Origin of the sequence: Thermanaeromonas toyohensis ToBE (assembly GCF_900176005.1) — a bacterium.
Classification (GTDB): domain Bacteria; phylum Bacillota; class DSM-521; order Neomoorellales; family Neomoorellaceae; genus Thermanaeromonas; species Thermanaeromonas toyohensis.
Map to the genome: position 1 here is coordinate 1,281,820 of NZ_LT838272.1, position 24,828 is coordinate 1,306,647.

A 24,828-nucleotide genomic window follows, 5' to 3' on the forward strand; every position below is an offset into this window, starting at 1 on the left:
TGTTTTGTGTATCTTTTGGTAGGAGGGTATAGAAGTTTGCCAGAAGCTTTCTTTCCCTGGCTACATAAGCGTCGTATGACGCAGAGATGGAAACTACCCCCACGAGACCGCCTACCCCGGCACCTAGCCATTATAATGGACGGTAACGGTCGTTGGGCCCTACGCCGGGGCTTACCCAGAGTAGCTGGCCACCGGGCAGGGGTAGAGGCCCTGCGAGAGACAGTCAAAGCCTGCTTGGAATGGGGTATTGAGATCTTGACAGTATATGCTTTTTCCACGGAGAATTGGAAAAGACCCCGGGAAGAAGTGGACACTTTAATGGAGTTGCTGGTGGAGTACCTCCGGAAAGAGGTTAAAGAGCTCAACCAGCAAGGGGTAAGGATAGGTGCCATCGGCCGGTTGCATGAACTACCTATAGAGGCCCAACAGGAGCTCGCGCGAGCTAGGGAACTAACGGCGGGGAACCAAAGGCTTCTCCTTAATTTAGCGTTGAACTATGGAGGGCGGGCAGAACTGGTAGATGCTTGCTGCGCAGTGGCCCAGGATATACTCCAGGGGAAACTCAAGCTTGAACAAATTGATGAAGAGGTTTTAAGTCGGTACCTTTACACCGCTGGGCTCCCGGATCCTGATCTCCTTATCCGTACAGCTGGGGAAATGCGTTTTAGCAATTTTCTCTTATGGCAATCGGCCTATACCGAGCTTTGGGTAACTCCTATACTTTGGCCGGATTTCCGCCGGGAGGATTTGTTGGTTGCCCTCCATGATTATGCCCGGAGGGAAAGGCGTTTTGGGGGGTTAAAGTAGATGCTCTGGGCAAGGGTTTTCGTAGCAGTGGGTGGTATACCCATCCTATTGTTAGTAGCCTACCTAGGTAGCGTATGGTTGCTGGGGGTAGTGGCTATAATATCCTTTCTAGGCTTAAGGGAATACCATCATTTACTTAGGCGTTTAGGGCTAAAACCTCCGGTTTTAATAGGATACTTAGGAACCCTAGGTATACTGCTAGCTGTTTACTGGCAACGGGAGTTCTCTACTTATCTACCTTTTCTTTTGCTTTGGGTTTTTCTAGGTGGGTTCCTTCTCCGATTTCCCCGTTATTCTCTGGCGGATATAGGAGCCACCTTTTTGGGTTGTCTTTATATACCCGGCTCCTTGGCTCATCTTTTCCTTCTGCGGGCTGGCCAGTCAGGGAGCTTTGGTCTTTTATTATATACTTTCCTTCTTACTTGGGTTAGCGATACGGCGGCCTACTTTATTGGTCGAGGTCTGGGCTCTAGGAAGTTATGCCCCGTTTTAAGCCCTGGTAAGACTTGGGAAGGAGCCTGGGGAGCTGGGGTAGTTACGGTGGCGGTCGGGGTTTTATTAGGTATTTACCTTTTTTCCTTAGGAGGATGGCGGGCCCTGGTCTTAAGTTTTCTTATAACCCTAGCGGCCCAGGTGGGGGATCTGATAGAATCAGGAATGAAGCGCCTAGCCCAGGTTAAAGATAGCAGCCACCTTTTGCCAGGCCATGGTGGTATTTTAGATCGCTTCGACAGTTTGTTCCTGGTCGCACCAGTGGTATACTATTTTTGGAAATGGTTGGCTTAAAGCTTAAGGGGTGAGGTATAAATATGCCCGAACGGTTGGCCCGGGCTTTTCAAGGCTTATTAGTCCTTTTGACAGCGTGTTTAGTAGTTTTTTTACTTTTATACTATATTATTCCAGCTATAGTAAAAATTATCAATAGCTTACTCCCTGTTATTTTACCCTTTGCTGTGGCAGCTTTACTAGCGGCCTTGATAGATCCGGTAGTGAACTTTATCCAGGAGCACGCAAAGCTTAACCGTACAGCCGCGGTGTTAATCACCATATTCTTTTTTTTAGGGTTGACTTCTACTGGGCTTTTTTATCTTATTTCTAATCTTATTATAGAGCTTGAGGGTTTGGTGAGTACTCTGCCTGCCCAGGCTAGGGGGCTCGGAGCTTTACTTCAGGAAATTTTCAATCGGCTCCAGGCCTTTTACTTCTCAGGGGCTCTTCCGCCGGATATTCTAAGTTCCCTTCAAAATCTCCTTAATACTGCTACGGTGGGACTTAAGGGTTTACTTACTTCCTTAATCCAATGGTTAATAGCTTTCTTAAGTTCCTTGCCTGAACTTTTTATAGTAGTTATTATAACTTTAGTAGCTACTTTCTTCTTTAGCCGGGACAAGGAAGCCATAATGGCTACCTTACGCCAGTTTCTACCTTTAAGCTGGGCCAAGAATATAGAGACCGTGGGCTCTTCTGTAGGTAGAGCTATTATCGGGGTCCTACGAGCGGAAACCCTTCTAATAAGCTTACAGATTACCCAGACAATCATTGGGTTACTTATATTGCGGGTGGATTATGCTCTTACCCTAGCTTTTTTGATCGGGCTAGCAGATATTTTACCCATTGTGGGTCCGGGGACCATTTATATCCCCTGGGCGATCTGGGAATTCATCCAGGGAAGATACGGGTTAGGTATAGCGCTTTTGATTCTATATAGCTTTATTATTATACTTCGTCAACTTTTACAGCCCAAACTGGTGGCTGTAAATTTGGGGTTACACCCCTTAACCGCCCTGATAGCCCTGTACGCTGGCCTTAAACTTTTAGGTATAGCCGGGTTGATTATAGGGCCTTTAACGGTAGTAGTTTTTAAGGCATATTTAGCAGCAGGTATAGGAAAACGATAAAGGTTAAGGATGCATGTTGGAAGGATGGGTAAAGGTTGGGTAAAGGTATAGTTATTTTAGGTTCTACAGGATGTATAGGTCGACAAGCTTTGGCGGTTATCGACAGTTTTAGAGATAAGTTCCAGGTAGTAGCTCTAGCGGCGGGGCAAAACATAGACCTACTGGAGGAGCAGATTCGGCGCTATCATCCCCGTTTGGCGGCAGTACTGGATGAGGAGAAGGGGAAAAGGCTAAAAGAAAGGGTAAGCGGGTTGGGAGTGAAGGTGGTTGTTGGGGAAGCTGGTCTTCTGAGTGCAGCCACTTTCCCCGAGGCTCATTTGGTGCTTGCTGCCATGGTGGGTATTAAGAGCTTGCCGGCTGTACTAGCGGCCATCCAAGAGGGGAAAAATATAGCCCTGGCTAACAAAGAGATTCTGGTGGTAGCTGGGAAGTTGGTCATGGAGAAGGCTCGAAAGTATGGCATCCAGATCCTTCCTGTGGATAGCGAACACTCAGCTATATTCCAGTGCCTCAACCGAGGTGGCAGGGTGAAGAAGGTTATTATAACCGCTTCTGGCGGCCCTTTCCGGGAGCTACCCCGGGAAGAGATGGATAAGGTTACTCCAGAGATGGCTTTGGCCCATCCCAACTGGCGTATGGGTCCTAAAATAAGCATAGATTCTGCGACTCTTATGAATAAAGGCTTGGAAGTTATCGAAGCTAAGCATCTTTTTGATTTGGACTATGAGAAAATTGAGGTGTTGATCCACCCGCAAAGCGTCGTCCATGCCATCGTTACCTATATGGATGGTAGCTCCTTCGCCCATTTAAGCTACCCAGACATGCGGTTACCCATCCAGTACGCCCTGACCTGGCCAGAAAGATGGGATAATCCCTACGGTCCCTATTTGGATCTAGCGGCCTTGGGCCGGCTCACCTTTGAAAAGCCGGATGAAGAACGCTTCCCCTGCTTGAGGATCGCCATGGAAGCTGGCCGCCAGGGTGGGACATTGCCGGCTGTGCTCAATGCTGCAGATGAGGTAGCCGTGGAGCTATTCTTACAAGGAAGAATAAAATTTCCAGCCATACCTCATTTGATAGAAGAAGTTTTGGGGCGTCACCAGAAGGTAGAAGACCCCAGCCTAGAGGATATTTGGGAGGCCGATGCCTGGGCCCGTCGACAGATCTGGGCTTTAATAGAAGGCTAGGGAAGGGGTAGATTAAAGGTGAGCATTCTCTGGTCTTTACTAGTATTTAGCTTGCTTATTTTGGCCCACGAGTTAGGCCATTTTCTAGTGGCCAAAAGGGTTGGTATACGGGTTGAAGAATTTGCTCTAGGTATGGGGCCAGTAATAGCCCGAGTTAAGCGGGGGGAGACAGTGTACTCCTTACGGGCCTTTCCTTTAGGAGGCTTTAACCGTATGGCTGGTATGGAGGAGAAGGATGCTGATGACCCCCGTGGGTTTAACCGGCAACCCGTAACTGCGCGCATGGCAGTCATTGCTGCTGGCTCAGGTATGAATTTTTTGCTAGCCATCTTTTTGTTTATTTTTGTATTTATGGTTATAGGCCTTCCGGTAGATAAGAATATAGTAGGGCGTGTGGAACCGGGGCGGCCAGCAGCCCTGGCTGGAATTAAGCCGGGAGATAAAATAGTGGCCATAGAGGGAGTGGCTGTAAATAGCTGGTCAGATATTGTACAGGAGATTTATCGACGACCGGAGCAGGATATAACTTTAGAAATAGAACGCCAGGGAGAACGCCTTAAGGTAGTGGTACGAAGTGAAAGGGATCCCCATTCTGGAGTGGGGCTTATTGGTATAGGGCCTTCTTGGGAACGGCAAGGACTTCTTAAATCTGTTCGCCTCGGTTTTTCCCAGGCTGTGGCGGTTACAGGGATGATTCTAATGAGCTTGATAGAAATGATAACTGGTAAGACAGCTCCAGAGATAGTGGGACCGGTAGGGATCGTACAATTAGTAAGCCAGGCCGCTTCTTTCGGGTGGATTAATGTGCTTAACTTCACCGCTGTCTTAAGTTTAGACTTAGGCTTAATAAACCTCCTGCCCATTCCGGCCTTGGATGGAAGTCGATTAACATTTTTAATTTGGGAAGGATTGCGTGGGCGGCCCATTGACCCGGCCAAGGAAAATTTTATTCATTTGATCGGTTTTGCCTTGCTCATGGGTTTGCTCTTGCTTATCACTTATCAAGATTTGGTACGGCTCTTAGGCTAAGTCAAAGGAGAAGAAGCCGGACCTTTCAGGTGTGGGGGAGGTTAGGTTAGCAATTTGAGGTGGAATTAAAAAATGAATAGCATCCAACGGAGGGCTTCCAAGCGTATCTATGTAGGTCAGGTACCCATTGGTGGTGGGGCTCCCATTGTTGTACAATCCATGACTAATACCGACACCCGGGATGTGAATGCTACTGTAAACCAAATCCGACGGCTGGAAGAAGCGGGTTGCGAAATTGTGCGGGTAGCTGTACCGGATCGAGAAGCTGCCCGGGCTATAAAGAAAATAAAAGAACGCATTCGCTTACCGCTTATTGCAGATATTCATTTTGATTATCGTCTGGCCTTGGAAGCATTAGAGGCTGGCGCCGATGGCCTGCGGATAAACCCAGGTAATATCGGGGGTTCACAAGCTTTAAAGGCTGTGGCCCGGGAGGCATCTGAACGAAAAGTTCCCATCCGGGTGGGGGTTAACGCTGGTTCACTGGATAAAAAGGTAGTAGCTGCTCATGGAGGTATTACGCCGGAAGCCATGGTAACAAGCGCCTTAGAGGCCATTCACCTTTTGGAAGACCAAGGTTTCTACGATCTTAAGGTCTCCCTTAAGGCCTCAGATGTTCTTTTGATGGTAGAAGCCTACCGGTTGCTGGCGGAAAAGGTGAATTATCCCTTCCATCTGGGAGTAACTGAAGCGGGGCCCCCTTTGGCAGGAGCTGTTAAATCCGCTGTAGGTATAGGTATTTTGCTTAGCCAAGGTATAGGCGATACCATACGGGTTTCTTTAACAGGGGATCCTGTATTGGAAGTGGAAGTGGCTTACCAGATCCTCCGTTCTTTAGGTTTACGCCAGCGGGGGATCGAGCTCATATCCTGCCCTACCTGCGGTCGCTGCCAGATAGAGCTGGAAAATCTGGTTGCTGAAGTAGAGAAGAAAATAAAAGGCTTGCCTTATCCCTTGAGAGTGGCAGTTATGGGCTGCGCAGTAAATGGGCCGGGCGAGGCTAGCCAGGCCGACGTAGGTATAGCTGGAGGAAGGGGATGGGGTTTGCTCTTCCGGGAGGGGAAACCCATAAGACGAGTCCCGGAATCCCAGCTTGTTGATGCCCTTATGGAGGAGATAGACAAAATTGTACGAGAACGGGAGGGAGAAAATGCGCGCTAGCCAACTTTTTGCCCCTACTTTAAAGGAGACACCAGCGGAAGCCGAGGTGATAAGCCACCAGTTACTTCTACGTGCTGGGTTTATACGGAAAGCTGCTGCTGGTATTTATACTTTTCTTCCCCTGGGCTGGCGGGTACTGAAAAAAATTGAAGGTATCGTACGGGAAGAGATGGATCGTGCTGGAGCCCAGGAACTGGTTTTACCTATCCTTCAACCTGCGGAAGTTTGGCAGGAGAGCGGACGTTGGGATCTTTATGGGGAGGAGATGTTCCGGCTTAAAGATCGCCATGGGCGTCCCTTTTGCTTAGGGCCCACCCATGAGGAGATAATCACAGCTTTGATCCGGAGCGAAGTTAATTCCTATAAACAGCTGCCCCTCCTTCTTTACCAGATTCAAAACAAATATAGGGATGAACGGCGCCCTCGCTTTGGTCTCCTCCGGGGCAGGGAGTTCATCATGAAGGATCTCTACTCCTTTGACCGTGATGAGGCAGGGTTGGAGGAGAGCTATCGAAAGATGTATACAGCTTACTCAAATGTTTTCCGGCGCTGCGGATTGAAATTCCGGGCGGTAGAGGCAGATACTGGGGCCATTGGAGGTAACTTTAGCCACGAATTTATGGTGTTGGCTGAAACGGGGGAGGCCCGGGTGGTTTTTTGCCCTTCCTGCGATTATGCTGCCAATGTGGAAATAGCCCAAAGTATTCCCCAGCCTATAGAAACTCCCGAAAAAGAGCTACCCCTTAAAAAGGTAGCCACCCCAGGGAAGCGTACAGTAGAGGATGTCTGCGCTTACCTCGGGGTCATACCGCAGCGGCTTATAAAAACCCTTTTCTATGAAGCCGATGGCCAGCTGGTAGCCGCCCTAGTGCGGGGTGACCGAGAGCTGAACGAAGTTAAGTTACAAAATGCTCTAGGATGTTGGAAGCTCAAGCTGGCCGAGCCTGAAAGGGTTAAAGAGGCCCTCGGAGTAAGCGTGGGTTACGTAGGTCCAGTGGGCTTAAATGATATTCCTATTTATGCTGATCTGGAGATCCCTTATCTAGTGAACGCGGTAGCCGGGGCTAACGTGGATGATTACCACTGGGTGAATGTCAACCCTGAGCGGGATTTTGTTCCTGCTAAAGTGGTTGACCTGCGGGAAGTGGGGGCTGGGGAACCTTGTCCACAGTGCGGGCAACCCTTGGAAGGGGCACGCGGTATTGAAGTGGGCCAGATCTTTAAGTTAGGAACCAAGTATAGCAAAGCTTTGGGAGCTACCTACCTAGATGAAACAGGTAGAGAACGTCCTATAGTCATGGGGTGCTACGGTATAGGAATAAGCCGTACTATGGCAGCAGCCGTAGAGCAGTATCACGACGAAAAGGGGATTATATGGCCTATTTCTATTGCCCCCTATCAGGTGGTAGTAATACCGGTTTCCATTAAGGATCCCCTCCTCAGGGAAGAAGCCGAAAAACTTTATGAGGAGCTTAAGGCTGAAGGTGTGGAAGCGGTCTTAGATGATAGAGATGAAAGGGCGGGTGTCAAGTTTGTAGAGGCTGATCTTATAGGTTACCCCTTACGCCTTACCTTAGGTAACAAGACCCTATCCCAGGGTACTGTGGATTGGAAGTGGAGGGGGAGCCAGGAAGAACAAGCTGTTCCCCGGGAAGGTTTAGCACGGCGGGTAAAAGAAGCTATACAAAGGGCCTTACAGGAGCTGGATAGCCCTAGTCCTTAAAAGTTCTGATAAAAGATTAAGAAACTTAAGGGGCTGTTTGCATAGAAGCAGTTGGCTAAAGACAAAACTCGCCGGTGAATGTAGAGGCTTTCCATGGATACCTTAGGGGGAAGTTTTATGGCCGTGGATCCTAGAGCTGTCCATAAAATAGAAGTGTATCGTCGGCAGGGACGGTGCCGTATTTGGGTAGGGGGAAAGGATTTAGACCCTAAGGAAGAGGAAGCTTGGCTAAGATTTTGGAGGGAAGAGTTTCCGGACTTGGAGGTGGAAGTGAAACGGGTGGTTCAGCCGGAAGATGATGGGGAGGCGTGGGAGGATCATATTTTGCAGGAAGTGGCCCTCCGGCTGGACAAAGGAACGAGACCCTGGTTAGCAGGGGCACGCTTGATAGGACAGCAAGACCGCTGGGAACTTGTGCTACCTGGTCGGCTCGCCCAAGAGATTTTACATGAACAGGGCTGTAATACTATCCTGGAAAAGGTTCTCGCCCAGAAGCTAGGCTATCCTGTAGAAGTGGAACTGAAATCTGATGAGGATTATAACCAAGAGCTAATACGGGTTTCCCGGGAGATGGAGATTAAAGAGGTTCAAAAGGTTTTACAAACCTCTCAGGTTCAGAACGATAAACTTAAAGATAATGGAGTAGGGGATGTTTGTAAGGATAGGGTACTTTTAGGTAAAAAGATCAAGGGACAGGAACGCCCCTTAAAGGATATTCTAGACGAGGAAAGGCAGGTAATAGTCCGGGGGGAAGTGTTAAATTCTTTTGCCCGGGCCCTTAAGAGCGGCAGAATGGTCTTTACCTTCGACCTTACGGACCGTACGGATAGCATCACAGTAAAAGCTTTTGTCTCGGAAGGACCTTTAAAAGAGAGGGGATTGCAGGCTGGCGACTGGGTTTTAGTACGGGGGGACGTACAGTATGATACCCATACCCAGGAACTGATCCTGGTGGCTAAAGATGTGGAGCTTACTGATCCCCGGCAGCGACAGGATTTGGCCCCAGTGAAGAGGGTGGAATTGCACTTACATACTAAGATGAGTGCTATGGATGGGGTGGCGGAGGTGGAAGAGGCCATACGCTTAGCTGCCCTCTGGCAACATGGAGCGGTGGCCATTACCGATCACGGTGTAGTTCAAGCCTTTCCCTTGGCAGCTGAAGCAGCCAAGAAGTACGGAGTTAAGGTAATTTACGGGATGGAGGGATATTTGTACGACGACGATTCTGGATTACCGCCCGATCAGCAGAAAACGTATCATATAGTAATCCTGGTAAAAAACCAACAGGGGTTGTACAACCTTTACCGCTTAGTCTCCGCGTCCCATCTAGAATTCTTTTATCGTAAACCCCGCATACCCAGAAGGCTCCTGAACCACTACCGCGAGGGCCTCTTGCTAGGTACAGCTTGCGAAGCTGGAGAGTTGGTACAGCATTACCTGGCTGGCGCAGGGGAAGAAGAGCTGGCTAACATTGCCTCTTTTTACGATTATCTAGAAATCCAACCCCTGCCCAACAACGAATTCTTAATCCGGGAAGGGAAGCTTCCTGATAGAGAAGCTCTGCAAGAAATGAACCGTAAGATAGTGGAGCTGGGCCGGAAGCTCAGGAAACCTGTGGTGGCTACGGGTGATGTTCATTTTTTGGAACCTGAAGATGGCGTATTCCGCCAGATACTTCTTGCCGGTCAGGGTTATGAGGATGAGGTCCAAGCGCCCCTTTTCTACCGGACAACCGAAGAAATGCTAGAAGAATTTAGTTATCTGGGGGAGGAGGTGGCGAGGGAAGTAGTTATAGATAACCCGCGGGCTCTAGCGGAGTCCATAGAAGAAGTTAAGCCTGTTCCTAGCGAGTTTTACCCACCTGAAATTCCTGGGGCTGAAGAGGAACTCGTCCGCCTTGTCCAGGAACAAGCTCGGGCCTGGTACGGCGACCCTTTACCTCCTGTTGTGCAGGCTCGCCTGGACAAGGAGCTAAATGCTATTATCAGCCACGGTTTTGCTGTGTTATACCTTATCGCTCACAAATTAGTGAAAAAATCTAATGAAGATGGCTATATGGTGGGCTCCCGGGGTTCTGTGGGCTCCTCCCTGGTGGCTACCCTGGCGGGTATTACAGAAGTTAATCCCCTTCCCCCCCATTACCGGTGTCCAGCCTGTCATTATAGCGAGTTTATACAGGATGGTAGTTTTGCTTCAGGAGCCGACTTGCCAGATAAGCTTTGCCCCCAATGCGGGACCAAGCTAGATAAGGATGGGCATGACATTCCCTTTGAAGTTTTTCTAGGGTTTAAAGGGGATAAAGTGCCGGATATTGACCTTAACTTTTCCGGGGAATATCAAGCCCGGGCGCACAGGTACGCTGAAGAGATGTTCGGCAAAGACTGCGTTTTCCGGGCTGGTACTATTGCTACTTTAGCTGAACGAACTGCCTTTGGTTTTGTCCAGAAGTTCTTAGAAGAACGGGGGCTGACCTTAAGGAGGGCCGAGATCAACAGATTGGTGCAAGGTTGTAGCGGAGTAAAACGTACTACTGGCCAGCACCCAGGGGGCCTTATGGTAGTTCCCCGTGGGCTGGATGTGCACTTGTTTACCCCCTTGCAGCATCCGGCCGACGACCAGGATAGCGATGTGATCACTACCCACTTCGATTATGAAGCTTTAAGTGAACGTCTGGTGAAGTTAGATCTTCTAGGCCATGATGATCCTACTGTACTTAAAATGCTAGAAGACCTGACGGGGGTACCGGCCAAGAGTATTCCGTTGGATGAAAAGAAAACCCTCTCCTTGTTTTCTAGTGTGGAAGCCTTGGGGGTTAGACCTGAGGATATAGGTTCCCAGGTAGGGACTTTAGGTATTCCGGAGTTCGGTACCCGTTTCGTCCGGCAGATGCTGGAAGAGACACGACCTAAAACTTTTTCTGAACTCGTACGTATTAGCGGTTTTTCCCATGGAACAGATGTTTGGCTAAACAACGCCCAGGAGTTGATCAAAAACGGAATAGCTAAGTTAAGCGAGGCTATTTCTACCCGGGATGACATAATGAACTTTTTAATCCAGAAGGGAGTAGCCCCTGAACTGGCCTTCCGGGTTATGGAGGATGTACGGAAAGGGAAAGGGGTTAAAAAAGAGTACGAAGAAGCGATGCTGGCCGCTGGTGTGCCGGAATGGTTTATTAACTCTTGTAAAAAAATTACTTATTTGTTTCCTAAGGCCCACGCTGTAGCTTATGTTATGATGGCCTTCCGGATCGCCTTTTATAAAGTATACTATCCTGAAGCCTTTTATGCTGCTTTCTTTAGTGTACGCGCTGAAGAATTCGATGCTGATATTATCTGCCAAGGACCGGAGCGGATCCGCCAGGAAATTGAAGTTTTAGAGCGTAAAGGGAACGAGGCTACTGCTCGGGACAAGAATTTTCTTACTATCTTAGAAGTAGCCCGGGAGATGTTTTGCCGGGGGATAAAACTAAAGAGAGTAGATATTGCTACATCAGATGCAACGCGCTTCCTTATTGCGCCGGGGGAACTGTTGCCTCCACTGGCTGCTTTAGCCGGTGTGGGGAAGGCCGCGGCGGAGGCCATCGTACGAGCCCGCCAAGAGAAGCCGTTTACGTCTATAGAAGATCTTCAACGTCGGGCGCGGGTTAATCGGGCAGTCCTAGAAGTCCTAGAGAAGCACGGGTGCCTGTCTAGCCTACCAGCCACTGACCAGCTAGTGCTCTTTTAGATTAGCGTTCTAGACCAAGAAAGTTTATTTTCCTTTCTTTACAAGTTTTTTTAAAGGGTATATACTCTATAGTAGAAGCGAAGGCGCTTCCCTTAAGCGGGGAAGCGTTTACTTTTTTAGAATAGGCTTTATGGGGGTGCCCAAAGATAAGAAAGGGTAAATAAAAAAGCAGGAAACGTTGGAGTTATTGGCGAATAAAAAAGGCATTTGATTTTTTAGTATGAACTTAAGGGGAGGGGGGACGTGTTAGATTAAAGGACAGTTAGCGGTGATCTAAAACAAAAATACTTAATTTATCAAATTAGAACATTTAAAACCAATTCTTGGGGGAAGGAGGAACGAGCTTCTCATGGAAAGAAAAAAAGCTTGGTTTATTCTGTTAATCTTACTTGTTACTGTTGCCCTTTCTTTGGCGGGCTGCAGCGGTAAGACTAGCCAGACTAGTACGGGTGAAAAGACTATAAAAATTGGGTTTATAGCCCCACTTACTGGTGACGTGAAAACCTTCGGGGAATCCGCGAAGAATGCTTTTCTTTTAGCGCTGGAACAGGCGGGCATGAAAGCTGGGGATTATAAAATTGAATATGTAATCGCTGATGACCGGAATGATGCTACAGAGGCCGTAAATGTGGCAGATAAGCTTATTTCCCAAGATAAGGTTCAAGCCATTGTCGGCTCGGTAACTTCCAGGACGACCATACCTATTTCAGAGGTTGCCAACAGTAAGAAAGTGCTACTAATTACTCCTACGGCTACAGCTACTAAGGTTACGGTGGACAACAAACGTAAGGAGTTTGTCTTTCGGGCCTGTTTCTTAGATCCTTTCCAAGGCAAGGTAGCAGCGCAGTTTGCTCGTGAAAATCTCAAGGCTAAAACGGCTGCTGTTTTGTACGATCAGGGTAATGACTATAGCAAGGGTCTAGCTGAAGCTTTTAAGAAAAGCTTTGAAGCTGGTGGTGGTCAGGTTGTGGCCTGGGAGTCTTATTCCAAGGATGATCAAGATTTCTCTGCCGTCTTAACCAACATTGCGGGGAAGAATCCTGATATACTTTATCTCCCAGATTATTACCAAAAAGTTTCCTTAATTGGGAAGCAAGCCCGGGGTAAAGGTATTAAAGCTGTGTTTCTGGGAGGGGATGGCTGGGATTCTTCTGAATTGGACTTTGCTGCCATGGAAGGTGGGTACTTTACCAATCACTATTCTCCAGACGACCCTCGGTCAGAGGTACAGAAATGGATACAACAATATAAGGCAAAATATGGTACCGTACCAGATGCTTTGGGTACTTTAGCTTATGATGCCACTAACCTTCTGTTAAATGCTATTAAAACAGCTAACAGTAATGATCCAGTAAAAATCAAAGAAGCTCTACAAGCCACTAAAGATTTCCCTGGGGTTACTGGGAAGATCACCTTTGATGCCAATGGAGACCCTGTTAAACCTGCCCATATAATTCAGATCAAGGGTGGAAAACAAGTTTATGTAACTACTATAAACCCGTGATAAAAAATAAAGACCTGGAGGGGCGTTATTGCCCCTCCCCTTCGAATTAGAGGGTAGGGGGTAAGAGTCTTTGGAACGCCTATTGGAGCAGATTATTAACGGTCTTCAGTTGGGATTTGTGTATGCTTTAATCGCCCTGGGCTATACCATGGTTTATGGTATAATTAAGCTTATTAATTTTGCCCATGGCGATGTCTTTATGGTAGGTGCATTTATAGGCTATTTCGCCTATACCTTTTGGGGGTTTTCGCTTTTCGGAGCTGTTCTTATCGCTATGGTCCTATGCGCTTTATTAGGGATCCTCATAGAACGGGTAGCCTACCGGCCCTTAAGATATGCTCCGCGCATAGCTGCACTTATAAGTGCTTTGGGAGTATCTCTTTTTTTGGAATATTTTTCTAGCCTTAAATTCGTCTTTGGACCTAATTTCCGGGTGGTACAACCACCTTTAAAGGAAATACATTGGAATTTGGGTGGTATACCAATTACCAATATCCAAGTTATTATTGTATCTGTAGTCATCCTTTTACTCTTGGTTCTCCAGTATCTTGTGTATCGGACTAAGATAGGGACAGCTATGCGGGCGGTTTCCTTTGACCATGATGCTGCACGTTTAATGGGGATAAATGTGGATTTTATAATTTCCTTCACCTTTGCCCTGGGCTCTGCTTTAGCTGCAGCTGGCGGAGTGCTATATACCTTAGCTTATCCTCAGATTTATCCGTTTATGGGTATTATGCCTGGCCTTAAAGCCTTCACGGCAGCGGTATTGGGGGGGATAGGTATCATCCCAGGGGCCGTCCTCGGTTCCCTTATTATGGGACAAGTGGAAACCCTTACAGCAGCTTACCTCACCTCCCAGATGCGAGATGCTATAGCTTTTTTAATTCTTATTGTTGTGCTTCTGGTTCGACCTTCAGGCATCTTGGGCCGCAGCGACCCGGAAAAGGTGTAATACCGCGATAGAAGGCGAGGTACGTTGCGTGCCGCACGTTGCCGAGGATAGCCTAGGGAAAAGCGTAATAGAAGGATAGAAGGATGGTGATTCCTATATTGCGGCGGCCAATCGTCTTAGGGGGGCTATTCGGTGCCCTTTATGTGGTATTAAAGCTTTTGGGTTTAGTAGGGTTGATAAACGATTATTGGCAAAGAGTTTTAGATCAAGCATTGATTACCACTATAGGAGCTTTAGGGCTAAGCATTATTTATGGTTTTGCTGGACAGTTTTCCTTAGGTCATGCAGCCTTCTATGGGATAGGTGCCTATACAGCAGGGGTAATAGGTAAAGTATGGGGCCACGGGAATTTAGCCTATTTTTTGTTGGCCCTTTTGGCCGGAGTCTTGATGGCTGGTTTTATAGCTTTCCTATTAGGGATTCCTATTTTAAGGCTGCGTTCCGATTATTTGGGAATAGCTACTTTGGGGTTTGGGGTAATCGTTAGGGTAGCCATGGAAAATTCCAACAAGCTCTATCCACCCCTGGGCGGTGCCACGGGAATGACCGGGATCCCTCAAGTAGCCAATTTCGACTGGATTTTTTGGTTTGCGGCAGGGACGCTTGTCTTAGTGTGCAATCTGGTTACCTCGAGTTACGGGCGAGCGTGGCTAAGTATACGGGAAGATGAAATTGCAGCTGATGCGTTAGGTATCGATACTACACGTTACAAAATCCTGGCTTTTGTGTTAGGATGTGCTTTGGCTGGACTAGCAGGGGGGCTTTATGCTTACCGCTACCCCTATCTCCACCCCAGTAGCTTTGATTTTCTTAAATCCTTTGACTTCCTTCTTATAGTTGTACTGGGAGGATTGGGGAGTATATCGGGAACCGTAGTTACGGCTATAGCCTGGGTTTTCCTGTTGGAAGGTTTACGAATAGTTTTGGGTCAGGCTTTCGTGGATTGGCGAGGGATAATTTATGCCCTTATTTTAATCGTAACCATCCTTCTTCGCCCCCAAGGTCTCTTTAGTGGTAAGGAGTGGAGGCTGTTATTCCCTTCCCTTAGTCAAGACAGAACACTGGGAAAGGAGGGGAAACATGCCTCTTTTGGAGGTTAAGGACTTATGTAAGGATTTTGGAGGTTTAAGAGCTGTATCTAACTTTCATCTTAAGATGGAAAAAGGGGAGATAGTGGGGCTTATTGGGCCGAATGGAGCTGGTAAGACCACTGTATTTAATTTGATTACAGGCCTGATCCCTCCCACTTCTGGGAGTATAATATTTCAAGGAGAAAATTTGGTGGGTCTACCTCCATATAAGATTGCTGCTAAAGGGGTTGCCCGTACCTTTCAGAACATACGGCTCTTTAAGAATATGAGTGTACTGGATAATGTGCGCGCAGTTCTCCACGTTCAGAACGGGTATGGGCTTTGGCAGGCAGCTCTCCATGGTCCACGATATGCCCATAAAGAAGAACAGGCCTTGGCTAGGGCGAGGGAGCTATTGGAGGTAGTGAATTTGGCTTCCCGTGAGCAGGACCCGGCAGGAAGTCTCCCCTATGGCGACCAGCGCCGCTTGGAGATAGCTCGGGCTTTAGCTTTAGAACCCAAGCTCCTTCTTTTGGATGAACCGGCGGCAGGGATGAATCCACGAGAAGTGGCTTCCTTGATAGAATTGATCCGCTTCATTAAAGATAAGTTCCAGCTTACAGTGTTACTGATTGAGCACCAGATGGGCCTGGTTATGAACCTGTGTGAGAGGATAGTGGTGATGGATTTCGGAGAGATCATTGCTGAAGGAACACCTCGCGAGGTAAGCAATAATCCTCTTGTGCTGGAGGCCTATCTGGGAAAGGGGGCCGTAGTCAACTGATGTTAGAAGTTAAGGATTTGGAAGTGTTTTATGGGTCTATACAGGCCCTCCACGGTATATCCTTTAAAGTTAATGAAGGCGAAATTGTAACCCTTATAGGAGCTAACGGAGCCGGTAAGTCCACGACTTTGCGTACCATTTCAGGGTTAGTGCGGCCCCGTCGGGGTAAAATTCTTTTCCGGGGAACGGACATAAGCCGGGTCCCGGCCCATACCATAGTTCGTATGGGTGTGGCCCATGTCCCTGAAGGGCGCAAGATTTTTCCTAACCTCACGGTCTTGGAGAATCTGCAAATGGGGGCCTATACCCGGAGCAATAAGCAAGAAATCGAAGAGAGCCTAGAGAGGGTATTTAAAAGTTTTCCCCGGTTGAAAGAGCGAGTAAAGCAACTGGCAGGCACCCTTTCAGGTGGCGAACAGCAGATGCTGGCCATGGGGCGGAGTTTAATGTCCAAGCCTTCCCTTCTCCTTTTGGATGAGCCTTCCATGGGATTATCCCCCATCCTGGTGGAAGAAATATTTGAGATTATAAAGAACATCAACCGTGAGGGCACGACGGTTCTTTTGGTGGAGCAAAATGCTTTTATGGCCTTACAAATTGCTCACCGAGCCTATGTATTAGAAACCGGAAAGCTAGTGTTGGAAGGTGCAGCGAAAGAGGTACGGGATAACCCTAAAGTGCGCTCGGCATATCTGGGGGAACTTTCCTTTGCAAGCTAAAGGAATCTATGAGGGAAACTTTCGCGAGCGAAAGCCCAAGAGGCTGGGGTTTAAAAGTGGGGATAACCTAGGGCCTTAAGGGTTGCAGAGGGATGAAACCTATGTTATACTAAGGCTAGGTTAATGTAGGTCTCTAACTTTTGTGTAGTATGAGCTTTTTAGCAGGGAAAGAGTGGGTGCATGCCCACTCTTTTATGTTGAGGAGGTAATCCCTTTGAGCAAAATAGCGGCTACTGTTGAAGGCCTGGTAGGACCCATTATAGAAAGCATGGGCTATGAGCTGGTAGATGTAGAATACTGCAAGGAGGGGCAGAGGTATTTTTTGCGGATATTTATCGACGGACCAGGCGGCATAAGCTTAGAGGATTGCGAAAAGGTAAGCGAAGTGATAGGGGAGGAGCTGGACCGGGCTGACCCCATTCCCCACAGTTACTATTTAGAAGTCTCGTCGCCCGGTGTGGAGAGACCCCTTAAGAAAGAGGCCGATTACCACCGTTTCCGGGGCCGCTTGGTTAGCGTGCGTACCTTTGCTCCTATAGGAGGTCGTAAGCGGTTTGAAGGTCGGCTTTTGGGCCTGGAAGGGGATGAGGTCCATATACTTACTACCACCGGAGAACATTTTAGAATCCCCCGCCCAGCCATAGCTAGTGCAAGATTAAAGTATGAACCGGGAAAGGAGTGAAGGGGGCTTTAAGGATGAATACAGAGTTTATCCATGCTTTAAAGGATTTAGAGCGAGAGAAAGGAATACAGCTAGGGGTACTTTTGGAGGCTATTGAAGCAGCTTTGGTTTCTGCTTATAAAAAGAATTTTGGTTCAGCCCAAAACGTGCGGATCCATATCCAACCGGAAACAGGGGAGATAAAAGTCTTGGCCCAGAAAAGGGTAGTAGAGAAGGTTAATGATCCCCGAGTGGAGATAAGCCTGGAGGAAGCTAGAAAATTGAACGCGAATTACGAGGTAGGAGATATAGTAGAGAAGGAAGTTACTCCTAAGGAGTTCGGCCGAATAGCAGCCCAGACAGCTAAACAGGTGGTAATCCAGCGCATACGGGAAGCGGAGAGAAACCTGATTTATGAGGAATTTATCGCTCGGGAAAATGATATAGCCACTGGAATTGTGCGCAGGCAGGAAGGCAAAAACTGGATTATCGATCTAGGCCGTGCAGAGGCTATAATGACCCCATCAGAGCAGATACCTTCTGAGGTATATACTCAGGGAGAAAGAATAAAAATTTACATCTTGGAAGTTAAAAAAACTACCAAGGGACCGCAGATTTTTGTATCCCGTACCCATCCTGGCCTTCTTAAACGACTTTTCGAGTTAGAAGTACCGGAGATCCATGACGGGATAGTGGAGATTAAGGGGGTGGCCCGTGAGGCAGGGACAAGGTCGAAAATAGCAGTTTATTCGCGGGAGGAAAAGGTGGATCCTGTAGGAGCTTGTGTAGGACCCAAAGGAATCCGGGTTCAGGCAGTAGTTAACGAATTGCGGGGAGAAAAAATAGATATCATCAAGTGGAGCGACGACCCTGCAGTATTTGTGGCTAACTCCTTAAGTCCGGCTCGGGTTTTAGATGTGGAAATTGATTATGAAAATAGGGTAGGGCGAGTTATCGTACCAGATAATCAGCTATCCTTAGCAATAGGTAAAGAAGGGCAAAACGCCCGCTTGGCAGCCAAACTTACTGGGTGGAAGATCGATATTAAGAGTGAAAGCGAAGCTGGCGATTGGCATGGTTGGGATGATGAGGATTTTGAGTTTTAAGTTTTAACTTTTTGGAGGAGAAAAAGAAAGTGCCGCGTCCTAAAAAAATACCCTTGCGTATGTGCGTGGGTTGTAGAGCACGTAAGGATAAAAGAGAATTAGTAAGGGTAGTACGTACACCGGAACACATGGTGCTTATTGATCCTACAGGTAAGAAAGCCGGGCGGGGGGCCTATCTTTGCCCTAAGTTGGAGTGCCTCCAGAAAGCTGCTAAAAGCCGGGCCTTAGAGAGGGCTTTGGGGGTTCAGATTAGCCCTGAGATCCTAGCTGAATTAGAAGCTAGCCTGCGGAATGAGGATTGATGGAACGGAAAGTGCGGGAGATTTTCGGGCTGGCCCTCCGTGCCCGTAAGTTAGCCTGGGGTGCCCGAGCGGTAAAAGCCGGGCTTAAAAAAGGTGAAATTCATTTTGTTTGGATAGCAAAAGATGCGAGTTCACGCTTGCAGGAGGATTTCCAACAGGCCTGCCGCAGAGCTGGTGTTAAAATAGCGATAGGGGGTACTAAACAAGAGCTAGGTTGTGCTTTAGGTAAAGAACCTTGCGCTGTGATAGGTCTAAAGGATATTGGCTTTGCTAGCTTGATACAACAAGCCCTAAAGGGGGTTGATGGTAAATCATTGAGATAAGCGGGGGTGGGAAGATGGCTAAAACCAGGGTTTTTGAACTAGCCAAGGAATTACGAGTTTCCCATAAAGAACTCATGGATACTATGGCTAGCCTTGGTATTTATACCCGGTCGCATATGAGTGTCTTGGAAAATGGAGAGGTTATTAAAATACGGAACTATTATCGACACTTAAGGCGGGCGGCGAAAGCTGCGGCGCAAGCTGCAATCCAGAGTGCTACTGAGACAGAAGGTGCTCCTGGGCCGGCCACCCACGTTGGAGAGACTAACGTACAACCGGCAGCGCCTCAACCTGTTTTACCCCAGGAGCGTCCTGAAGAAGGAGGGGCGACTGCAGAACTTAAGCAGGTCCCAGTGCCAGAACAGCAGGAAGTGGTATTACGGGAGAAGGCTGAAGGAGTAGCTAAGGCTGAAGCAGTTGTAGAAGAGAAGCCTTCGGCACCACCGGAAAGGTCGAGGGAAGTGGCAAAGATAGCTAAAGCTTCGCCAGGGAAACCAGAAGTAGCGCCTATAACTTCTAGTAGAGTGGAAAAGGTAGAGAAGATAGATAAACCAGAGAAGGGGGAAAAGGTTCGTCCGCGAGGACGGGAACGGCGCGAAAAGGAACGTAAGGGTAAAGTGACCCCCCTGGATACCGCTAGGCCCCTCCGTAAACGGGCGGAAAGCAAGCCGTTGCGCATCCCTAAGCCCCCAGAGTTGGGGACTAAGGAAACTCAGGAGAAGAGACGGGAGCGCCCTGGTAAAATTGAAGCTAAAGCCCGGGAGAGGATCCGGGATAGATTCTTGGAAGAAGAACGGGAAGAAGAACGCCTAGTCTGGCGGGAAAAGCCTCGGCCTAAGGTTAAGGAACAACCGGAGCCTCCTCGAGTGGTACCGCATGTTGTCTTGAGCGGGCCCTTAACTGTACAGGAGTTGGCTAAAAAATTAAATAAGACAGCAGCCGAGGTAATTAAGAAGCTTATGAGCCTGGGCGTAATGGCTACCATAAATCAAGAGCTCGATGTGGATACAGCGGCCATCGCAGCTCAGGAGTTGGGTGCTGAAGTAGAGATCAAGATAGAAAGGCCTATAACAGAGCTTCCAGATATCCCCGACGATCCCGCCACCCTTAAGCCGCGACCGCCAGTAGTAACGGTTATGGGTCATGTAGACCACGGGAAGACATCGCTTTTAGATGCCATCCGGCATACTAATGTTACAGCGACAGAAGCTGGCGGAATTACCCAGCATATAGGAGCCTACCAGGTAACAGTTAATGGCCGTAAGATAACTTTCCTGGATACGCCAGGACATGAAGCCTTCACGGCCATGCGGGCTCGGGGAGCCCAGGTTACAGATATAGCTGTACTGGTAGTAGCTGCCGATGATGGGGTAATGCCCCAGACAGTGGAGGCCATAAACCACGCTAAGGCAGCTAACGTGCCTATTATTGTAGCTATTAACAAGATCGATAAGCCGGATGCTAACCCAGAGAGGATCAAGCAGCAGCTAACCGAATACGAGCTGGTACCTGAAGAATGGGGTGGAGATACTATTATGGTACCAGTCTCGGCTTTAAAGAAGCAGGGCTTGGAGCAGCTCCTGGAAATGATCCTTTTGGTCGCTGATTTACAGGAGCTCAAGGCCAATCCGGATCGACCTGCTCGCGGGGTAGTTATTGAGGCCAAGCTAGATCGGGGACGCGGGCCAGTGGCTACTGTACTGGTGCAGAAAGGCACTCTAAAAGTAGGGGATACTCTGGTAGCTGGGAGCGTCTATGGCCGGGTCCGGGCCATGCTTGACGACCGGGGTAACCGGGTACAGGAAGCCCCACCTTCTACACCGGTAGAGATTTTAGGCCTTAATGATGTGCCGGAAGCTGGAGATATATTCCAAGTGGTAGAAGACGAAAAGCTGGCCCGCCAGGTGGCTGAGGAACGCCTGATAGAGAAAAGGCAAAAAGAGCTACAGGTTGCTGCTAAGACTTCCCTGGACGAGATCTTTAAGCAAATGGAAGCAGGACAACTTAAGGAGCTCAAGGTTATTCTTAAAGCTGACGTGCAAGGTTCCGTGGAGGCTTTGCGGAATAGTCTAGAACGTCTCTCCAACGAGGAAGTAAAGGTGAATATCATCCACAGCGGAGTAGGCGCCATCACGGAGACTGATGTTATGCTGGCAGCTGCTTCCAAGGCTATAATCATCGGTTTCCAAGTACGGCCGGATGCTAACGCCCGCAAGGCAGCTGAGGGTACTGGAGTCGAGATTCGCTTATACCGAGTTATTTATGAAGTATTGGATGATATTAAAGCTGCCATGGTTGGGCTCTTAGAACCTGAAAAACGCGAGGTTTTCTTAGGCCGTGCGGAAGTCCGAGCTACTTTTAAGGTTCCTAAAGTGGGTACCGTGGCTGGTTGTTACGTTAGCGAAGGGAAGATTGTTAACCGGGCCCTGGTGCGGTTAATACGTGACGGAGTAGTTATTTATGAAGGACGCATCGCCTCCCTTAAGCGCTTTAAGGATGATGTCCGCGAAGTGGCGCAAGGGTTCGAGTGTGGTATTGGGCTGGAGAAGTTTAACGATATTAAGGAGGGCGACATTATAGAAGCTTATACTATTGAAGAGATAAGACGCGAGTTATAAGGAGGCGAAAGCTCCTATGTCGATAAGGGTGGAACGGGTAGCAGAACAGATGAAAAAAGAAATAGCCGAGCTTTTGCAAGATGAAATAAAAGATCCCCGGATCGGTTTTGTAACCGTGACCGATGTGGAGCTATCTAGTGATATGCAGCACGCCAAGGTGTATGTCAGCGTCTATGGAGATGAGGAACAAAAGAAGCAAACCCTAGAGGCGTTAGCCCGGGCTACGGGTTTTATCCGCCGGGAGATAGGCCGGCGGATAAAGCTCCGCTTAGTGCCGGAGATTGTATTCAAATACGATGAGTCTATCGAACGCGGGGACCGGATAGCCCGACTTTTATCCCGGATTAAAGCGGAGGAAGGGTAAGGTATCATGGGTATAGCAGCCGAGATAGCTGCTGAGCTGACCCAAGCTAAAGAAGTAGTCATCGCTTCTCACCGGCTACCCGATGGGGACTGTATAGGTTCCACCTTGGCCTTGGCTAGAGCCTTGGGTCAGCTGGGGGCCCGAGTGGCGGCTGTAATAGGTGATCCGGTACCTGAGATGTATAGTTTCCTTCCCGGTAGCAAGGAATTATTGTTCCCTAATCAGGTCCCTTTCCTACCCTCTCTCCTTATAGTGGTGGATTGTACAGATTTAGAAAGGGTAGAGGAAGGTTTTAGTTCCTGGAGACAGAAAGTCCGGCGGATAATTAACATCGATCACCATGTTAGTAACACTTTTTTTGGTGATCTTAACTTTGTGGATGAAGGAGCCGCTGCTACAGGGGAACTGATTTACGCTGTGCTAAAGGAAATAGATGGAATATGCATAGATGCCGCCATAGCTACAGCCCTGTATACTGCCCTGGTAACTGATACAGGTTCTTTTCAGTTTGAAAACTGCCAATCCCGTACCTTGAGGCTCGCTGCTGAGTTGGTAGATTTGGGGGCGGATCTAGCCCTTATTCGAGAAAATTTATGGGAAAATAAGCCTCTTTTGTCTATCCGCCTCCTGGCTGAAGTTTTGCCTACCCTTTCCTTAGCTTATGAGGGGAAGGTGGCGTGGTTGGTAGTCAGACAGGAAGTAATGGAAAAACTAGGTGCAAAGGGAGAACATGCTGAGGGGCTGGTAAACTATCCTCGCTCTATCGCCGGTGTAGAAGTAGGAGCGGTCTTCAGGGAATTGGAGCCGGGGGTTATTAAGGTAGCTTTACGCTCAAAAAAGCAACTAGATGTTAATGAAGTGGCTGCTCTCTTTGGTGGCGGAGGACACAAACGGGCCGCAGGCTGCCTCATTCGCGGGTCGTTAGAAGAGGCGGTGGAACAGGTGATTAAGGCGGTGGGGGAGCGTTTAAATCATGCTGGAAGGCTTTATTAATGTGTTAAAACCCCCCGGACCTACCTCACGGGGGGTAGTGGACCGCCTGCGCCAGATATTAGGGGTAGAAAGGGCTGGACATGGCGGCACCTTGGACCCTTTAGCTTCCGGGGTATTACCGGTAGCTATAGGTCGCTCTACCCGGCTTCTAGAATACATTCAGGCGGAGCGCAAGTCCTATCGGGTAGAGGTGATTTTTGGCCTTAAAACCACCAGTCACGACCTGGAGGGAGAGGTGATAGAGTGCTCTCCAGTAGAAAGGCTGGAGGAAGAGGTCCTTCTTCGTGCCCTTTCCCACTTCACAGGGGAACTAGAGCAGGTTCCTCCTATGTTTTCGGCTTTACGCCACCAGGGTCGGCGTCTTTATAACCTGGCCCGGGAAGGTAAGGAATTGCCCCGCCAGGCAAGAAAGATCACCATATATGACCTACGATTAGTAAGGATATGGCCTGAGGGGCCCTACCCGCGGGCCCTTCTTGAAATAATGTGTTCTAAAGGTACTTATGTGCGAACCCTTTGCCACGACCTAGGAGAATTTTTAGGTTGTGGGGCTACTTCATTATTTCTTTTAAGGACACAAGCAGGACCGTTTAAAGTAGAGACTGCTTGGACCTTAGAAGAGATTGCCAGGGCTGTTCAAGAGGGGTGTCGGGATTTTCTTTTGCCGCCAGAAGCCGGGGTGCAGCATTTACCTGCTGTAGTGGTCAAACAGGAAGGGGTGGAAAGGTTTTTAAACGGCCATTTTCTGCCCGCGGCCCTTTGCCAGGAATTGCCTGCTGAGCTTCCAAGGGGAGCACGGGTGCGGTTACACCAAGAAGAAGGGAAATTATTGGGTATAGCCATATACTCAGAAAGGATGGGTGAAGGACTTTTAAAACCCGAAAAGGTTATTTTCTCTTCAGGTTAGAGCGATCTTAAGACGACGAGGAAACGAGGCAATATGAGGGTGCGGTACGGTTTACAAGGTACTGACGCCGTAAAGGGATGTTGTGTAGCTTTAGGAAACTTTGATGGTGTCCACCGGGGACACCAGGAGCTTATTCATGCCACAGTTAAGAAGGCCCAGGAGAAAGGGTGCCCTGCGGTAGTTGTCACTTTCGATCCCCACCCAGCTTTAGTGCTTACCCCGGATGATCCACCGGGCTTACTTACCACTAAAGAGCAAAAAATGGAGCTCATAGCTGGGTTAGGGGTTGATTTTCTTTATTTTTTACCCTTTGATTTAAACCTTGCTTCTTTAACTCCAGAGGCTTTCGTGCGACAAATCCTGTGGACTTATTTTTACCCTTCTTTAGTGGTAGTAGGTTTTAACTATACCTTTGGCCGGGGGGGGCGGGGTAATCCTTACTTGCTGGCTGCCCTGGGAAGGGAGCTAGGCTTTGAGGTAGAGGTTATCCCCCCTGTAAAGGTACGTGACCATCTCGTCAGTAGCACTGCCATCCGAGAGGCATTAGCCGCAGGGGATGTAGCCCTAGCCAGGGAATTCCTAGGATACTGGCCTACCCTTGTAGGATATGTAGTTTCAGGTGAGGGACGTGGCCGGCTTTTAGGTTTTCCTACGGCTAATATAGCTGTGGAGCCAGAAGTTAGGCTTCCCGCTTACGGAGTATATGCTTGCCGTGTTAAGCTTCCTAACGGTTCCTGGCAGGCGGGAATAGTAAACATAGGGAAGCGGCCCACCTTCGGTTCTAACCTTGTACCCACGGTGGAGGTTCATCTATTGGATTTTTCTGGTTACCTCTATGGAGAAAAACTCAAGCTTGAATTAAGGTATTTCCTGCGGCCAGAAAAATCCTTCGCCAGCTCCCATGAATTGATCGAGCAAATAGGAGCCGATATAAGGAGGGCTAGGCAAATCTTAAAAGGCGTAACCAGCTCTTTTAAAGTGACGTAAGATG

At 48.4% G+C, this 24,828-nt stretch carries 22 protein-coding genes; all 22 read left to right on the top strand.

What is annotated here, in order from left to right; all coding sequences use genetic code 11:
• Positions 1-75 precede the first annotated feature (75 nt).
• The 22 genes from uppS (at position 76) to B9A14_RS06470 (ending at position 24,824) form a co-directional block, all read left to right on the top strand.
• Positions 76-807, top strand: coding sequence for an undecaprenyl pyrophosphate synthase (gene uppS, locus B9A14_RS06365; protein WP_084667066.1), 732 nt, complete (start codon positions 76-78; stop codon positions 805-807).
• Positions 808-1,593, top strand: coding sequence for a phosphatidate cytidylyltransferase (locus tag B9A14_RS06370; RefSeq protein ID WP_084664880.1), 786 nt, complete (start codon positions 808-810; stop codon positions 1,591-1,593). It abuts the gene before it with no gap.
• A 23-nt stretch (positions 1,594-1,616) separates the two neighbouring features.
• Positions 1,617-2,705 (top strand): sporulation integral membrane protein YtvI, encoded by a 1,089-nt coding sequence (gene ytvI / locus B9A14_RS06375; RefSeq protein WP_084664882.1) that lies wholly within the window; start codon positions 1,617-1,619, stop codon positions 2,703-2,705.
• Between the two features lie 35 nt (positions 2,706-2,740).
• On the top strand, positions 2,741-3,892 hold the full coding sequence (locus B9A14_RS06380) for a 1-deoxy-D-xylulose-5-phosphate reductoisomerase (protein WP_084664884.1): 1,152 nt from the start codon (positions 2,741-2,743) through the stop codon (positions 3,890-3,892).
• 18 nt (positions 3,893-3,910) lie between these two features.
• Positions 3,911-4,921 carry an RIP metalloprotease RseP gene (gene rseP / locus B9A14_RS06385; RefSeq protein ID WP_084664886.1) on the top strand — a complete coding sequence of 337 codons (1,011 nt, stop codon included), beginning with the start codon at positions 3,911-3,913 and terminating at the stop codon, positions 4,919-4,921.
• A gap of 72 nt (positions 4,922-4,993) precedes the next feature.
• A complete protein-coding gene (gene ispG, locus B9A14_RS06390; RefSeq protein WP_084664888.1) occupies positions 4,994-6,082 on the top strand; it encodes a flavodoxin-dependent (E)-4-hydroxy-3-methylbut-2-enyl-diphosphate synthase in 1,089 nt (362 codons plus the stop codon).
• Positions 6,072-7,805 carry a proline--tRNA ligase gene (locus B9A14_RS06395; RefSeq protein ID WP_084664890.1) on the top strand — a complete coding sequence of 578 codons (1,734 nt, stop codon included), beginning with the start codon at positions 6,072-6,074 and terminating at the stop codon, positions 7,803-7,805. Before ispG ends, B9A14_RS06395 begins: the two co-directional genes overlap by 11 nt.
• Before the next feature lie 117 nt (positions 7,806-7,922).
• Complete coding sequence (locus B9A14_RS06400) at positions 7,923-11,531, top strand: PolC-type DNA polymerase III (RefSeq protein ID WP_197686572.1); 3,609 nt, start codon at positions 7,923-7,925, stop codon at positions 11,529-11,531.
• Between the two features lie 349 nt (positions 11,532-11,880).
• Positions 11,881-13,035 (top strand): ABC transporter substrate-binding protein, encoded by a 1,155-nt coding sequence (locus tag B9A14_RS06405; RefSeq protein WP_084664894.1) that lies wholly within the window; start codon positions 11,881-11,883, stop codon positions 13,033-13,035.
• Between the two features lie 70 nt (positions 13,036-13,105).
• Positions 13,106-13,990 (top strand): branched-chain amino acid ABC transporter permease, encoded by an 885-nt coding sequence (locus B9A14_RS06410; protein WP_084664896.1) that lies wholly within the window; start codon positions 13,106-13,108, stop codon positions 13,988-13,990.
• 83 nt (positions 13,991-14,073) lie between these two features.
• Positions 14,074-15,090 carry a branched-chain amino acid ABC transporter permease gene (locus tag B9A14_RS06415; RefSeq protein ID WP_084664898.1) on the top strand — a complete coding sequence of 339 codons (1,017 nt, stop codon included), beginning with the start codon at positions 14,074-14,076 and terminating at the stop codon, positions 15,088-15,090.
• Positions 15,071-15,844 carry an ABC transporter ATP-binding protein gene (locus tag B9A14_RS06420; RefSeq protein WP_084664900.1) on the top strand — a complete coding sequence of 258 codons (774 nt, stop codon included), beginning with the start codon at positions 15,071-15,073 and terminating at the stop codon, positions 15,842-15,844. Before B9A14_RS06415 ends, B9A14_RS06420 begins: the two co-directional genes overlap by 20 nt.
• Positions 15,844-16,563, top strand: a complete 720-nt coding sequence (locus B9A14_RS06425) for an ABC transporter ATP-binding protein (RefSeq protein ID WP_084664902.1) — start codon at positions 15,844-15,846, stop codon at positions 16,561-16,563. Before B9A14_RS06420 ends, B9A14_RS06425 begins: the two co-directional genes overlap by 1 nt.
• Before the next feature lie 208 nt (positions 16,564-16,771).
• Positions 16,772-17,245, top strand: a complete 474-nt coding sequence (gene rimP, locus B9A14_RS06430; protein WP_422938469.1) for a ribosome maturation factor RimP — start codon at positions 16,772-16,774, stop codon at positions 17,243-17,245.
• Positions 17,246-17,259: 14 nt separating this feature from the next.
• Positions 17,260-18,330: a transcription termination factor NusA gene (nusA, locus tag B9A14_RS06435; RefSeq protein ID WP_084664906.1), complete on the top strand. Its 1,071-nt coding sequence runs from the start codon at positions 17,260-17,262 to the stop codon at positions 18,328-18,330.
• A gap of 29 nt (positions 18,331-18,359) precedes the next feature.
• Entirely contained in the window at positions 18,360-18,632 is a 273-nt protein-coding gene (gene rnpM, locus B9A14_RS06440; RefSeq protein ID WP_084664908.1) for an RNase P modulator RnpM, read from the top strand.
• Positions 18,632-18,955: a L7Ae/L30e/S12e/Gadd45 family ribosomal protein gene (locus B9A14_RS06445; RefSeq protein WP_084664910.1), complete on the top strand. Its 324-nt coding sequence runs from the start codon at positions 18,632-18,634 to the stop codon at positions 18,953-18,955. The genes rnpM and B9A14_RS06445 overlap by 1 nt, the downstream gene beginning before the upstream one ends.
• Before the next feature lie 14 nt (positions 18,956-18,969).
• Positions 18,970-21,573 (top strand): translation initiation factor IF-2, encoded by a 2,604-nt coding sequence (infB, locus tag B9A14_RS06450; protein ID WP_084664912.1) that lies wholly within the window; start codon positions 18,970-18,972, stop codon positions 21,571-21,573.
• A 16-nt stretch (positions 21,574-21,589) separates the two neighbouring features.
• Entirely contained in the window at positions 21,590-21,937 is a 348-nt protein-coding gene (gene rbfA / locus B9A14_RS06455) for a 30S ribosome-binding factor RbfA (protein WP_084664914.1), read from the top strand.
• 6 nt (positions 21,938-21,943) lie between these two features.
• Positions 21,944-22,930 (top strand): DHH family phosphoesterase, encoded by a 987-nt coding sequence (locus B9A14_RS06460; RefSeq protein ID WP_084664916.1) that lies wholly within the window; start codon positions 21,944-21,946, stop codon positions 22,928-22,930.
• Entirely contained in the window at positions 22,911-23,837 is a 927-nt protein-coding gene (truB, locus tag B9A14_RS06465) for a tRNA pseudouridine(55) synthase TruB (protein ID WP_084664918.1), read from the top strand. Before B9A14_RS06460 ends, truB begins: the two co-directional genes overlap by 20 nt.
• Before the next feature lie 39 nt (positions 23,838-23,876).
• The gene (locus B9A14_RS06470; protein ID WP_231967954.1) at positions 23,877-24,824 is read left to right on the top strand and encodes a bifunctional riboflavin kinase/FAD synthetase; all 948 of its coding nucleotides are present in this window, start codon (positions 23,877-23,879) and stop codon (positions 24,822-24,824) included.
• Positions 24,825-24,828: the final 4 nt, after the last annotated feature.